Below are 12,678 nucleotides of genomic sequence, written 5' to 3'. Positions count from 1 at the left end.
ATAAACGGCATCGTCGCTGGTCAGCTGATGGAACCTGGAAGATGCTGCTGTCTCGCATCCAGGCAGCCGAGGATGCCGCGGGCGGGATCGACTGGGACGTGTCGGTGGACTCGACAGCGGTGCGGGCTCACCAGCACGCTGCCGGAGCGAGGAAAGCGCCGCCTGCCGCGGTCCCTCAAAAGGGGGCCGCCCGGGGGACGAACCAGGTCGATCCGGTGCTGCGGAAACTGGCCGTCCGGCTGGAGGAGGTGGTCAGATCGGCGAGTGCCTGGGACGTTCCCGCGGAGGCTTCACCACCAAGATCCACCTCACCGCCGAGGGACGATGCCGGCCTCTCGCGTTCGTCCTGACACCCGGACATTACGGTGACGGCCCCCAACTCGAGCGCGTGTTGGAGCAGGTCTCCGTGCCCCGCACCGGAGTCGGCCGACCCCGCACCAAGCCCGACCGCGTCCTGGCAGACAAGGCCTACACGTCCCGGAGAAACCGCCGTTACCTGCGACGACTACGAGAAGCGCGCCTACATCTACCTCGGCACCGTCACCCTTGCAGCCCTCGTGATCTGGCTCCGAACATGATCCGAGAAACAGTGCCTAAGTCGGCCACCGCCGGATCAAGAACAACCGGCTGCACGACGCCGGCTACCTGTGGTCGTTCTCTGCCCTCACCGCCTCCGGTGGGGCCAACGCCCACTACCTGCGCCGCCGCGAACGCGGAGACTGGCACTCGCAGGCCCTCCGGCATCTCTTCAACCGCATGATCGGCCAGCTCTGGCACTGCATCACCACGCACACGATGTTCGATGAACGACAGGCGTTTCCGCTGCCTCTCGCCATCGCGGCTTGACAACTAGATGCCGTGAGAGGCCCCTGGAGAGCCTTCTATGCGGCGGCCCACTCGTGTCGCCGGCCCCGGCGCCACTCCACCCATGAGGGGTCGTCGAGGAGGGGACCCGGGTCATCGAGCCGGCTCGTCGCAGGAACTCGATGACGTCGATGTCGCTGTACGCGATCCCGAGGATGTGCGTCCTGCCGCCGCTGCGGACGGAGACGCGGCGACCGCCGTCGGCACTGATGTGGTCGACGATGACGGACGGGCTCATGCCTCCACGGTGCCCCCGGCCTCGCGGCGATGCCACCGCCCACCCGGCTCGGCTGGCTGGCCAGTCAGCCGAGCTCTACCCCTCGACTGCTCGAAACACAAGCAGTACATAGCCAGAAGCAAGCGCAGACACGTGTTCCAACCCCCAGCCCTCGCCCTCGATCGCCTCGATCGTGTCGTGGAACGCCTCGGCACGATGGGACAGAGAGGGCGGTAGATCGTTCGGCAGTCTCATCGCACTGGCCACGGCGACGGCGTACACGGTGTGCAACGCGCGTCGCCGTTCGCGGGCGGCGCGGCGGTAGGGCTCAACCAGGTCGGCAAGACTCTCAACGACCACCAGCGATCTCCCTCCTATGACTCGGACTCCCCCAGCCGACCATGGAACACGACAGCAGCCGCAGCGTCCATCGGTTCGGAGGCAAGACCGACTCTCTCGGTCGTTTCCGCCCCCACCTGCCTCTGGAGTGCTCGTACGGGTGGAACTGCAACCAGCAGCGAACTGTCTGCCATCGTCGGAGCGTCAGCCCGGTCATGGAACAGATCGACCCTCTTCACGTCTCGGAACCGGGCCTGCTGGTCGTCGACCTCACCGCGGCGGACAAAGAGACCGTCCAGGCCGCGATCGATGCGCTCGGTCGGCGCTGGGCAACGTCGGGCGGTGGCCGGGTTCGCCGTGTCCCTGGCGAGCCCGGGGTGACGGCGAGGCTGTATGCAGATATCCGCCGCCCCGGGTCCGAGGGCGCTGCGGCGCCGGACTGACTCCCGGGCCCCGCTACATGCTCAATCCCCTCGCCTCGCACGGGCCGCCTGGACGCTCTCCTCCAGCGCCGCCAACAGATCCACCGGCGCCGCCGGCCCCACGTGCTCGACCAGCTCACCGCCGCTGAGTTTCGCCGTGACCAGCTGCTCCAGGGCGTGCCCGTACCCATCCTGCAGCTCGCTCTCCTCGATGCCGGGCAGTGATCCGATCAACGTCTCAGCGAGTTCGAGCTCCCGGTCTGTGACGGGCGCGGACGGGGCGAGATCACCGGGGTCACGCAGCTCGTCGGCCCAAAGCAGGGTCTGGACAACGAGCACTCCATGCCGTGGACGCAGCAGCGCCAGGCGCTCCCGACTCCTGATGGCGATCTTGGAAACGCCCACGAATCCGGTTCGGGCGAGGGCTTCGACGAGCAGGACGTACGGTCGGTCGGCCCCAGGGCCGTTTGGCCCCGCGAAGTACGGCTTGTCGTAGCTGATGGGGTCGATGTCCTGGCCCGGGACGAAGCCGAGTACCTCGATGACACGCTTGGTCGGCAGCGGAAGGTGCGCCAGATCCTCATCCGTCAGCGGAACTACATTGCCGTCGGGCATCGCGAAGCCCCGACCGACTTCCTCGTACGGGATTTCCCGGCCCTCGACCCGGCAAAAGCGCCGGTGCTCGACCCGACCGGAGTCGGCGGTATGAATCTCGTGGAGCCGCACCCGGTGCTCTTCGGTGGCGGCGAACAACTGGACGGGCAGCGCGACCATCCCGAACTGGATGACGCCAGACCATGTAGCCCTCATGCTCCCAGCGTCGACGGCTGACGGCCAAGACGCACCCCCGAACCGCGGACCTGGCCTCGGCCGAATCCGGCGCCTCACGGAGGCGCGGGCTCCCGCTGTTCGAGCGCCCAGGTGGAGACGCAAGATCGTCGACGGCCACGGCGAGCCGGACCTGGACCGGGGGCGCGTCTGACGGGCACCCGCCGAACCCCTGCCTAGCCCGCTCTCCGCTTTGGGTGGCTAGGGAGGTGTCGGCATTGCCGCAAATAGGCCCGGCGCTGGGGCTTTCCTTTCCAGCAAGTCAGGACACCGGTACAGGGGGTATTGACAGATCCGTCCCGCTGGTCCCGGAACCTTGCACGCGATACCGGCCATCCCCGATTGGCACGGACCGACCTCGCATCACCAATGCAACGCTATTAGGCCAACGTGTCCATTCCGACCACGTTACCTCCATCAGGTTCGTGTCGGTCAGGTTCGTGTCGGTCAGGTCCGCGCCGGTCAGGTCCGCGCCGGCCAGGTCCACGCGGGTCAGGTTCGCATAGGTCAGCTTCGCGTCGATGAGGTGTGCGCCTGTCAGGTGTGCGTCGGTTAGGTCCGCGCCGGCCAGGTCTGTGCCGGTCAGGTCCGCGCCGGTCAGGTCCGCGCCGACCAGGTCCGCGTAGGTCAGGTATGCGCGGAACAGGTCCGCGCCGCGCAGGTCCGCGTTGCGCAGCTTTGCGTCGGTCAGGTGTGCGTCGGTCAGGTCCGCGTTGCGCAGGTTCGCGTCGGTCAGGTGTGCGCCGGCCAGGTCCGCGTTGCGCAGGTTTGCGCTGGTCAGGTCCGTGCCGGTCAGGTCCGCGCCGGTCAAGTCCGTGTCGGTCAAGTCCGCGCCGGCCAAGTCCTTGTAGGTGAGGTCTGTGCCGGTCAGGTCCGCGCCGGCCATGGAGTGGCGGGCGCCGCCGGCCAGAAGGACCTGAGTCCACCAACTGGAGGAGGACTGAATGCGCAGCCAGGGACGGGGAGGGCGGGTAGCCAGGGCAAGCCGACCAAGGAAGGTCTCAGGGTGTGTCTTCATGGACCTCCCCCTCCTCGGGTAGAGGCGACGCGTGCGGTAGCGGCGGGGCTACGGCCGCCGGAGGGTGGCGCCGCGGTCCGACCTCTACGCCGGAGAGGATGCCCCGGATCGTAGCGGGGGCGCCGATACCGAAGATGAAGGCCGGCCAGGGGCCACTGATCTGGTCATGTGCGGCGGTGGCCACCAAGGATCCCAGCACGAGACCTGCGGCCACCACGAATAGCCGCGGCCCCAGTTCGCCTTCCTTACGCCACGGCCAGGTGTATCCCGCCGAGACGACAGCTGCAGACAGGGAGAACATCGAGGCCGCTCCGCCGCCGGCCAAGCCCCACAGTGCCGCCTGCCACCAAGTCATGTTCCGACGATAGTCACCCAAGGTAGTTATTTGCAGGGTCAGTTAGAGAACGTGCCAAGCGTCTGGGGCCCCGGACTGCTCGACAGCGACGTGCAGCGGCGAGCCGGACCTGGACCGGGGGCGCGCCTGACGGGCACCCGCCGAAACCTTGGCTAGCCCGCTCCCCCGCTTTGGGTGGCTAGGCAAGTGTCGGCATTGCCGCAAGCCCTCAACTTCCTGGGCCGCTACCTGTTCAACATCAAGGCCAGCGGCCCTGGCCGGGGTCTGCGCCCCTTCCGGGACCCCGACGCTGCCGAAGACGGCGAGGGCTAGGAAGGCTGAGGGCCCCGGCGTCGGTCGACTCCGGGGCCCTGCGTGCGTGCGGTCAGTTGCAGCAGTCGCAGCCGGGGCGGCAGCCGCACGCATCCGCCTGGTCGCCGGCGGACGGCATGAGCGCGGTGGTGGGTGCGCAGCATCCTTTGCCCTGCCACGCCTCGCGGCCTTCCTTGACCGCAATGGCGGCGATGACCAGGGCGGCGATCGGGTCGGCCCAGGACCAGCCGAGGGTGGCGTTCAGGACCAGGCCGAGCAGCAGCACGGCCGACAGGTACGTGCACAGGAGTGTCTGCTTGGAGTCCGCGACCGCGGAAGCGGAACCCAGTTCCCGCCCGGCGCGGCGCTGGGCGGCGGACAGGAACGGCATGATCGCCAGCGACAGGGCGGCGATCACGATGCCCGGGATCGACCGCTCCGCCTCCCCGGTGCCGGTCAGGGCTCGGACGGCGTCGACGGAGACGTACGCGGCGAGCGCGAAGAAGGAGACCGCGATGATCCGCAGGGTGCGCTGCTCGCGGGCCTCGCGTACGGCGTGGTCGCGGGCGGAGAACTGCCAGGCGACCGCGGCGGCCGAGGAGACCTCGATGACCGAGTCCAGCCCGAAGCCGATCAGCGCGGTGGAGGAGGCGATCGTCCCAGCGGTGATCGCGACGACCGCCTCGATGACGTTGTAGGTGATGGTCGCGGCGACCAGCAGCCGTATTCGGCGCGCGAGGATGTCGCGGCGGGTCGGGCTGGGCCCGAGCGATACCGCGGTCATCAGCAGCACCCCTTGTCGACGGCGTCGACGCACGTGCGGTCGGTGGCGACGGCCACCACGGCGTTGCGCAGGTCGTCCAGCGCGTGGCCGAGGCGTTCGTCGGCCAATTCGTAGCGGGTGCGGCGGCCGTCGGGGACGGTGGCGACCAGGCCGCAGTCGCGCAGGCACGCCAGGTGGTTCGACAGCCGGGTGCGGGAGATCCCCATCATGTCGGCGAGGTCGGAGGGGTAGGCCGGGGCCTCGCGCAGCGCGAGCAGCAGACGGCAGCGGATCGGGTCGGCCAGCGCCCGGCCGAAGCGGGTCAGGGCGTCGAGGTCGGTGGCGAGGGTCAGCATGGACAAGACGATACACGAATGCTTGAATTCAAGACATCCTGAACTATTGGAGGTCTTTCGTGCCCCGCCCCTCTCTCATGCCGCCCGCCCTGCTGGAGGCGTTCACCGCCGAGATGACCACAGCTCGCACCCCGGGACCGGCGGCGCAACGGTGGCGGGCCGCCGAGCGGGCGCACATCCTGTCCCAGCCCTGGCCCTGGCCTCACACCCGAACCCATGGGGCGATGCTCCGCCTCGCCCTGCGCGACCGCGACGTGCGCGAGATCGTCGGCCAGCTGGTGCGCCTGGCCGTCGCCGCCCCCGGTTCGGCGGCCGGGAAGTATCCGGACGGCAACACCGGCCGCACCCGGGCCGGGCGCTGCCCTGAAGGTGACCGCGTCAACGTCCTCAGCGCCGTCCGCAGCGTAGGCGAGGGACATGTGGGGGTAGCGGCTCGGAGCGGCCTTGAAGGCGGCTCCCGTGCGAACCATCACCTGGGTAAGGGCGTCCACGACCTCGGTGAACTGGCGCCCCGGCCACCCGCTGATCTCCACACCGACATTGCCTACGGCGGGCCGGCCGAACGTCAGAGTGAAGGGCCGCACCGTCTGCGCGTAGCTCGTGGCGTCCTTGAGGAGCGCGTCGGTGTCGATGACGTTGCTGCTCAGTCCGACGGCGTGCAGGAGCGTGCAGTGCATCCCGTGCACCGGCCCGCGGGCCAGAAGGCCTCCACCCGCGCAAAGAAGCTCTCTATGCTCAACCGCCCCCTCGTCACAGCGAATCCGCGCACACGCTACCGGTGAATGGCTCTTCCTGTGCTTATCGGGCCTTCGGTAGCGCGGCCAGGGTGCGGCGGTCCTCGCCGTGTCCGACGACCCGCCACGCCGGCCGGTCGGCCCCGTCGCGGGTCAGCAGGGGCAGGGTCGTGGTCGCCACGGTGATCCGGTAGTTAACGCTGCCCGACGCGGCGGGCGCGGTCGTGGAAGGCGGCTTCCCTCGTTGCCGGGGCCGCGCGGCGCGGGACGGGGGCGAAGACGAACAGCAGCGGCGGGAAGGACCGGTCCAGGGGGAGTTCGGCTTCGATCAGGCCGTGAGGGTCGTAGAGCACGGTGTGGGTGCCGCTCATTGGCCTCTTGCCGCGCCGTCGTGGTCGTGGTGGCCGGTGTGGTCGTCCGGGGCGGCCTGGGTGGTGTGGGCGAGGAACCGGGCGTAGCCGCGGTCGGCGAGTGCCTTGGGTCCGCTCTTTTTGGCAGCTGGTCGGCGCGGCGGCGGACGTCGGAGGCGACCGCACGGGCGTGCCCGGTCAGCTGGAGCACGAACGAAGCACCGGTCTCGGGCGGGATCATGCGGGCTGGGCCTGGCGCAGCCTGACGACGGCGTCCTCTCGGACTGTCAGTCAGCACGACGGCTACACAAGGAGTTCACTACCTGGGTCTACCCGCGTAGCAGCGTGATGCGCTGTCATGGACGCAGCTCGCCCCATGGCACCGGACCTCGGAGTACCTCCTATGCGTGTACGCACTCCCGCTACTCTTCTGGCCGCTATCGCCCTCACCGTCGGGGCGGTTACCCTCGCCACGCCTGCCCAGGCTGCGCTGCCCACCCCGATTGCCGCGTCCACCGCACGCTCGTACCTGTCCGGTATGGCTGCCACGGCCGAGACTCACGGGGACACCTACGACCGCAGTTTGTTCCCCACCTGGATCGCGATCGAGGGCAACTGCAACACCCGTGAGTTCGTGATCAGGCGGGACGGCACCAACGTCGTCACGAACAACGCGTGTACTGCCACCTCGGGTTCATGGACGAGCCCGTACGACGGCGTCACCACAACCAACCCCAGCACGTTCGATATCGACCACCTCATACCCCTCCACGAGGCATGGGTATCCGGCGCCTGGACCTGGACCACCGACCAGCGGAAAGGTTTCGCCAACGATGTCAGTGACCCGCAGCTCCTTGCCGTCTCCGCCAGCAGCAACCGCTCCAAGGGCGATCGCGATCCGGCGAAGTGGCTCCCTCAGGCGTCCTACCAATGCACCTACGCGCGCGCCTGGGTCCAGGTCAAGCATGACTACAAACTGACTGTCGACAGCGCCGAGAAGACCGCTCTCACGAGCATCCTCAACGGCTGCTGACCCAGTTCGGGCTCCACCACCTGTGAGTCGGGGTGCCGCAGCAGGGAAGCGGCGACACCCCGGCTCACCGCCGACGACAGCACGGCCGCCACCAGCCCTTGCCACCACCCGGCCCCTACCAGTCCCGGCCGGGCCCTCCGGGCCGCCCTGGTCCTCTTGGACCACACCGCCCCAGCGACGAGGAAGTCCGCAGGCCGCTACCGGCTCGACTTGAACGACGGGCAAGACACGTCTGGGGATCAGCGGCATCGGCACACTCCTTGATGTACGTGCAGCCCCGCAGGTGGTGCACCGCTGGAGTCGTGCCTTGCCACCGCAAGGCGCGTACGGGCTCTGTGACGGTGGCAGAGGCCACGTGGAGCAGTTGGAGGACGAGAGCGAGGTGGAGCTCGGGGTGTTCCTGTCGAACAGCAAGAGCAGGCGGGCCAAGCTCACCGCCGACAAGCTCCAGGCGCTGGCCGTCCGGGGCATGGGCGGGCCTGCTACGAGATTGCGCCCGCCGGGGCATGCGCGCCCCGGTCCTGGCCGTCGGCGACGGCGCGCTCGGCTTCTGGAACGCCCTGAACGAGGTGTTCCCGGGTACCCGCCAACAGAGGTGCTGGGTTCACAAAACCGCCAACGTACTCGACGCGCTCCCAAAGTCCGCCCAACCCGCGGCCAAGCGCGCGATCCAAGAGATCTACAACGCCGAGGACAGGGAACACGCGACCAGTGCCGTCCGAGGCTTCGAGCGGGCCTACGGGGCGAAGCACCCCAAGGTCGCCAAGCGGATTACGGGCGACGAGGACGAGCTGCTGGCGTTCTTCGACTTCCCCGCCAAGCACTGGATCCACCTGCGGACCACCAACCCGATCGAGTCCACCTTCGCCACGTGCGACTACGGACCAAGGTCACCAAGGGCGCCGGTAGCCGCGCCGCCGGACTGGCCGTGGCCTTCAAGCTCATCGAGTCCGCCCAGGCCCGCTGGAGAGCTGTGAACGCACCCCACCTCGTCGCGCTCGTCCGAGCCCGAGCACACTTCGAACGCGGCCGCCTCGTCGAACGTCCCGAAGCCGTGGCAGCCTGATCGACGTCGCCCCAGGCGCCTCCGCAGCTGACCTGTTACTGCAGTTCCGCTACCAAAAGCCGGTAGCCGGCGTCGAGTGCTTCGAAGTTGAGCAAGTCTGCATGCCGTTCGTACCAAAGGCCGGATGACAGGTCGTCGGACAGCCGTGCCAGGCCTGGGCGCAGGAGCTCCTCACCGGTCAGGGCGAGCATTGAAATGCCTGCCCGCACCTGCGGATCGAGGTATGCCTCGGGGCGGCGCCAAAATGCGGCGCCGAATCCGTCGGAGCAGTCATGGGGGATCGGCACCGTCTCCAGGCGGGCGCCTCCCAGCAGCGCAGTCAGCCGTTCGACCGCTACGGCCCGAGTCTCGTCGAACGCGGCTGCCTCTGGCAGGTACTCATCCAGCAGCCAGAATCGCCGGAAGACGGTCTGGTCCCAGGTGAAGATGACGACGCGCTGCCGGGCGATCCGAAGCAGTTCCCCAACACCTGCTTCAAGGTCGTCCCAGTGATGCACGGTCAGGAGGGCCATCACCGCATCGGCCGAGTCGTCGGCGAGAGGAATCGACTCCGCGGACGCTTCCACGGCCGGCGCAGACCCGGCCGGGCGTTGGGCGATCATCACTGAGCTGGGTTCGACTGCCAGCACCGTTTGCGGCGGTTCGTATGAGCCAGCACCAGCTCCCACGTTGATCACCGTGCCAGCACCACCCAGAGCCTGGCGAATCGCGCCACCGATCCGAGGATCCGGCCGACGCGTGTAACTGTAAGTCGCACCGATGCTGTTATAAGCCTTCACGCAGCACAGTATGCCCCGTCCTATGAACGCGGCGATCGGCTCATCCACAGGTATTGACAATTGCTCCCGCCGACTCGCCCCGCACCTGACGCCTTACACCTACAAGCGGCAGCCGGGGCGCGCCTCTGAGGTTCCCCCGTTATGGTGCTGATCAGCTGATCAGAAGGGGTTGACGGGGGTTCAGGTTCGTTCGTTCGGCGGATTCGTCACTTCGAAGGCTTCCCCTTGCTTCTTCTCAGCGAACGGTACGACGGGTACGCCAGCCAGCATGTATAGCCGATCACCCCCCCCAAGAACCGCAGGCGCCCATATCGGGAGTCCGCGCCCAAAAAAGATCCCGATAATCGTCATGGATGCAATGCAGCCAACCATTCCGATATAGGGATCGAGTTTGCTTTCCTTCGAATTTATCCGGCCAGTCCTCTCCAGCTCCAGCGGCGGGCTGCCACGCCAGCGCCCAAGACCAGGATCTCAACCTCTTGCATCATGCCTCCTTGGAGGCTTCCGCAGGCTCATGTCCGGTTGCGCAGCCAGCGCACAGAGGCCAGCCCCAGCGCAGTCATCATTTCCACCAAGTTCTGGTCCGCCTCCGGGCCGACGGAGGTGGTGATCCGGAGCAGGAAGCCGGAGTGAGCGGCGAGCATGACGTCGATCTGTTCCTTGTCAACGGCGCGCGTGAGGGGATGGCGCTCGGCGAGTTCCTGCGGGTCCACACCGCTGAGCGAAGCACTCGACAGCAGGGTCACGGTGTCGCAATGTGGGGCGCCGATCCACGCGTGCGGCCAGTCAACGACAAAGACACGCTCGTTGTTCAACATGATGTTGAACGGATACAGGTCACCGTGCTGCAGCGTTTCTCCGGCCAACGCCTGCGGGGCCCACGTCTCCAGGTCGGCCAGGTCGTCGAGGTGGTCGGCTGCCCATGGGGTCATCCTGCGCAGTCGGTCGACGGGCACGCCGCCGCCCTCAGCCAGCGCCCGCCAGCCGCCGAGCCGCGGCCCACGCAGCAACGCGCGGTCGATCGGTGACGGGGTCAAAGCGTCGGTCAGTTCAATGAGCGCGGCGAGAACTCGGTCAAGCTCGTCTGCACGCCAGGGCTGTGCGGGTAGCTTGCCCCGGATCTCCTCGTAGATCCCCGCAATCCAGATGCCATCGTCGTAGGCGTCGAGGAGCCTGGGCGTCCACGTGGTGGCGAGCTGCCGTGTGACGGCGATCTCCCGGCGGTGGAAGTCGGAGACCGCCGGGGCGTGCTCCGAGTTCGCCGCCTTCACGAACACGCGGCGGCCGTCAGTAAGGGTCAGCAGCGAGGCCAGCCCCTCGGAGAACCCGCCGGGTTGGCTGGCAGCCTCGGCGACCTCCGCTCCAAGTAGTTGCTCGATGCAAGCCGCGACGCCTCGCGGGAGAGCGCCCCAAGTAATCCGGCGCCTGCCGGTTTCTTGCGGCATCCTCCTGAGCGTCTCGGCGGCCTGCGTCTCCTGCGGGTTCCCTGGAATCATCCTGATCCTCGGCCGGAGCGGCGGGCGACGGCGTCACCACCGCCTACTTCGTGGTCGCCCTGACGACCATTACTACTACATGGCACAGCGTGACACTGCCTTCGTAACCTTCCACGATCTCCCGGGCCCGGTCCGCGACGACCGGCCACCGAATCCGCTCAGGTGCCATACCGGTACTTGTGCCCCTTCGCGGCCGCGGCGGCCTCCCGGCAGCGGCGTAGAAAGAATGGCTTGCTCCAACCGCTGAATACCCGTGCGGGGAAGGTACTTTGGCCGCTTGGCTGGCGCCTGGGAGAAGGAGCCGGATCGGGCGCCGCGAACCTGCCCCTGAGAGCGGGAGCAGACTGATTGCTGGCGGGGCTGCTGCCTGGTACGCCTCCAGCAACTGGTCTCGGATGTGCAGCGGCGACTCGTAGACGCTCACAGCACGGTGTGAGGCATACCGGCTGCACTGTCGATCCGAAGCTGACAGGCCGACCAAGGAAACCGCCAGCTACCAGGCAAAGCACCCGCCAACTGCGAATCAACACGGCCCCCTGACGACCGCCTGCCGAGGACCAACTCGCCAACCTTGAGTGGGTGGGCTGCGTAGAAAGAATGGCTTGGTCCAGCCGCCGAGCACCCGCTTGGGGAAGGTACTTTGGCCGCTTGGCTGGCGCCTGGGAGACGGAGCCGGGTCAGACACCGAGAACCTGCTCCTGAGAGCGGGAGCAGACTGATTGCTGGCGGGGCTGGTGTCTGGCGCGGGGGCGCGGCAGGTTGAGTGGCGGGGGTGCGGGGATGTCGGGGTCGGGAAGTAGGGGTCGGTCGCGTGGTGAGTTGATCCGGCAGCGTGCGCGGGCGCAGTTTGTGGGCGCAGTTGTCGTTGTTTGCGGAGAATTTGTTGAAGGGTCCGGAGTCTGAGGAGGATCCGGCGGAGTTTTTGTTTCATGTGCGTGGGGTGGGTGGGGTGGGGAAGTCCACGCTGCTGCGGCAGTGGCAGGGGTGGCCCGGCGGGCGGATCACGTGAAGGCAGGACCATGGTGGGGCTGACCGCATGCCGGTGCGAAGCCAGCGACCGCGGGAACGGTTCTGGTCGCAACCGCGTTGAAGTCGGCGGGCGACCGTGATCGTGGTGGCCCGGGTCGGAGGGGGAGTGCCTGTGCACACCAGCACGGTGCCGGACAACCCGGCGCAGCGGCGCGTCGAGGAAGTCCTGGCGGAGTTGACGGGATCGGGCGTGGAGGCCGGGGTGCAGGTGGCGGCCTGGTGCGACGGCGAGTTGGTGGTCGACGCGTGGGCGGGGACGGCCGACGTCGCCGAGGGGCGGCCGATGGGGCCGGACACCTTGGTGCCGGCCTGGTCGACCGGCAAGGGCGTGGCGGCGGCCCTGGTCGCGGTACTGGTGGACCAGGGGGTGCTGGCGTACGACACGCCGGTGGCGCGGTACTGGCCGCGGTTCGGCGCGGCGGGGAAGGAGCGGATCACCCTGGGGCAGGTGCTCGGTCATATGGCCGGGTTGCCCCAGCTGCCTTCGGACGTGACCCCGGAGCGGCTGCTCGACCTGCCCGCCATGGCCGACTGGATCGCCGGGCAGCAGCCGCGGTGGGAGCCCGGTAGCGCGTTCGGTTACCACGCCTGGACCTACGGGGTGCTGCTGGCCGAGATCCTGCGCCGCGCTACCGGCCGGACCTGCGACCAGCTGCTGCGCGAAGAGCTGGCCGGTCCGCTCGGGATCGGTGACGAGCTGCTCTTCCACGTCCCTGAGCACCTGGCGTCGCGGGTGGC

Annotated in this window: 13 protein-coding genes and 3 pseudogenes; 8 read left to right on the top strand and 8 right to left on the bottom strand. The window is 68.2% G+C overall.

All coding sequences use genetic code 11. The features are described 5' to 3' along the window. A pseudogene (locus tag ACFU8Q_RS32200) lies at nucleotides 1-583 on the top strand (transposase); the annotation flags it as partial. Nucleotides 584-597: 14 nt separating this feature from the next. Then, nucleotides 598-846, top strand: a pseudogene (locus ACFU8Q_RS32195) (IS110 family transposase); the annotation flags it as partial. A 331-nt stretch (nucleotides 847-1,177) separates the two neighbouring features. Here the strand turns inward: ACFU8Q_RS32195 and ACFU8Q_RS32190 are convergent. Next, entirely contained in the window at nucleotides 1,178-1,441 is a 264-nt protein-coding gene (locus tag ACFU8Q_RS32190) for a hypothetical protein (RefSeq protein ID WP_376217936.1), read from the bottom strand. 194 nt (nucleotides 1,442-1,635) lie between these two features. On the opposite strand from ACFU8Q_RS32190, the gene ACFU8Q_RS32185 reads away from it, so the two are divergent. Beyond that, nucleotides 1,636-1,863, top strand: a complete 228-nt coding sequence (locus ACFU8Q_RS32185) for a DUF6207 family protein (protein WP_384460814.1) — start codon at nucleotides 1,636-1,638, stop codon at nucleotides 1,861-1,863. Between the two features lie 21 nt (nucleotides 1,864-1,884). On the opposite strand, the gene ACFU8Q_RS32180 is transcribed toward ACFU8Q_RS32185, so the two are convergent. Both ACFU8Q_RS32180 and ACFU8Q_RS32175 read right to left on the bottom strand, forming a co-directional pair. Further along, nucleotides 1,885-2,652, bottom strand: coding sequence for a Ku protein (locus ACFU8Q_RS32180; protein WP_384460812.1), 768 nt, complete (start codon nucleotides 2,650-2,652; stop codon nucleotides 1,885-1,887). Between the two features lie 280 nt (nucleotides 2,653-2,932). Beyond that, a complete protein-coding gene (locus tag ACFU8Q_RS32175; RefSeq protein ID WP_384460809.1) occupies nucleotides 2,933-3,688 on the bottom strand; it encodes a pentapeptide repeat-containing protein in 756 nt (251 codons plus the stop codon). Between the two features lie 541 nt (nucleotides 3,689-4,229). Between ACFU8Q_RS32175 and ACFU8Q_RS32170 the strand changes: the two genes are divergently transcribed. Next, complete coding sequence (locus ACFU8Q_RS32170; protein ID WP_383762592.1) at nucleotides 4,230-4,355, top strand: hypothetical protein; 126 nt, start codon at nucleotides 4,230-4,232, stop codon at nucleotides 4,353-4,355. Nucleotides 4,356-4,407: 52 nt separating this feature from the next. On the opposite strand, the gene ACFU8Q_RS32165 is transcribed toward ACFU8Q_RS32170, so the two are convergent. Continuing rightward, nucleotides 4,408-5,118, bottom strand: a complete 711-nt coding sequence (locus tag ACFU8Q_RS32165) for a cation transporter (protein WP_384460806.1) — start codon at nucleotides 5,116-5,118, stop codon at nucleotides 4,408-4,410. Then, nucleotides 5,118-5,453, bottom strand: coding sequence for an ArsR/SmtB family transcription factor (locus tag ACFU8Q_RS32160; RefSeq protein ID WP_384460803.1), 336 nt, complete (start codon nucleotides 5,451-5,453; stop codon nucleotides 5,118-5,120). The genes ACFU8Q_RS32165 and ACFU8Q_RS32160 overlap by 1 nt, the downstream gene beginning before the upstream one ends. 59 nt (nucleotides 5,454-5,512) lie before the next feature. Between ACFU8Q_RS32160 and ACFU8Q_RS32155 the strand changes: the two genes are divergently transcribed. After that, on the top strand, nucleotides 5,513-6,235 hold the full coding sequence (locus tag ACFU8Q_RS32155) for a DUF3703 domain-containing protein (protein ID WP_384460800.1): 723 nt from the start codon (nucleotides 5,513-5,515) through the stop codon (nucleotides 6,233-6,235). A gap of 146 nt (nucleotides 6,236-6,381) precedes the next feature. On the opposite strand, the gene ACFU8Q_RS32150 is transcribed toward ACFU8Q_RS32155, so the two are convergent. Further along, nucleotides 6,382-6,558 carry a hypothetical protein gene (locus ACFU8Q_RS32150; protein WP_384460797.1) on the bottom strand — a complete coding sequence of 59 codons (177 nt, stop codon included), beginning with the start codon at nucleotides 6,556-6,558 and terminating at the stop codon, nucleotides 6,382-6,384. 382 nt (nucleotides 6,559-6,940) lie between these two features. On the opposite strand from ACFU8Q_RS32150, the gene ACFU8Q_RS32145 reads away from it, so the two are divergent. Then, nucleotides 6,941-7,570: an HNH endonuclease family protein gene (locus ACFU8Q_RS32145; protein ID WP_384460794.1), complete on the top strand. Its 630-nt coding sequence runs from the start codon at nucleotides 6,941-6,943 to the stop codon at nucleotides 7,568-7,570. A gap of 467 nt (nucleotides 7,571-8,037) precedes the next feature. Continuing rightward, nucleotides 8,038-8,636 (top strand): annotated as a pseudogene (locus tag ACFU8Q_RS32140) (transposase); the annotation flags it as partial. Between the two features lie 35 nt (nucleotides 8,637-8,671). Here the strand turns inward: ACFU8Q_RS32140 and ACFU8Q_RS32135 are convergent. Both ACFU8Q_RS32135 and ACFU8Q_RS32130 read right to left on the bottom strand, forming a co-directional pair. Next, nucleotides 8,672-9,415 (bottom strand): class I SAM-dependent methyltransferase, encoded by a 744-nt coding sequence (locus ACFU8Q_RS32135; RefSeq protein ID WP_384460791.1) that lies wholly within the window; start codon nucleotides 9,413-9,415, stop codon nucleotides 8,672-8,674. Between the two features lie 512 nt (nucleotides 9,416-9,927). Further along, on the bottom strand, nucleotides 9,928-10,860 hold the full coding sequence (locus ACFU8Q_RS32130) for a phosphotransferase family protein (RefSeq protein ID WP_384460788.1): 933 nt from the start codon (nucleotides 10,858-10,860) through the stop codon (nucleotides 9,928-9,930). A gap of 1,192 nt (nucleotides 10,861-12,052) precedes the next feature. On the opposite strand from ACFU8Q_RS32130, the gene ACFU8Q_RS32125 reads away from it, so the two are divergent. Continuing rightward, a partial coding sequence (locus tag ACFU8Q_RS32125; protein WP_384460785.1) for a serine hydrolase domain-containing protein occupies nucleotides 12,053-12,678 on the top strand: 626 nt, incomplete at its 3' end.

Source organism: Streptomyces sp. NPDC057543 (assembly GCF_042801895.1).
Lineage (GTDB): Bacteria > Actinomycetota > Actinomycetes > Streptomycetales > Streptomycetaceae > Streptomyces.
This window is presented reverse-complemented; position numbering and strand designations above follow the sequence as displayed.

Coding starts and splice junctions, on each gene's coding strand:
- ACFU8Q_RS32160 (WP_384460803.1), bottom strand. CDS start 5,453: ATGCTGACCCTCGCCACCGACCTCGACGCCCTGACCCGCTTCGGCCGG.
- ACFU8Q_RS32145 (WP_384460794.1), top strand. CDS start 6,941: ATGCGTGTACGCACTCCCGCTACTCTTCTGGCCGCTATCGCCCTCACC.
- ACFU8Q_RS32180 (WP_384460812.1), bottom strand. CDS start 2,652: ATGAGGGCTACATGGTCTGGCGTCATCCAGTTCGGGATGGTCGCGCTG.
- ACFU8Q_RS32150 (WP_384460797.1), bottom strand. CDS start 6,558: ATGAGCGGCACCCACACCGTGCTCTACGACCCTCACGGCCTGATCGAA.
- ACFU8Q_RS32175 (WP_384460809.1), bottom strand. CDS start 3,688: ATGAAGACACACCCTGAGACCTTCCTTGGTCGGCTTGCCCTGGCTACC.
- ACFU8Q_RS32165 (WP_384460806.1), bottom strand. CDS start 5,118: ATGACCGCGGTATCGCTCGGGCCCAGCCCGACCCGCCGCGACATCCTC.
- ACFU8Q_RS32130 (WP_384460788.1), bottom strand. CDS start 10,860: ATGCCGCAAGAAACCGGCAGGCGCCGGATTACTTGGGGCGCTCTCCCG.
- ACFU8Q_RS32185 (WP_384460814.1), top strand. CDS start 1,636: ATGGAACAGATCGACCCTCTTCACGTCTCGGAACCGGGCCTGCTGGTC.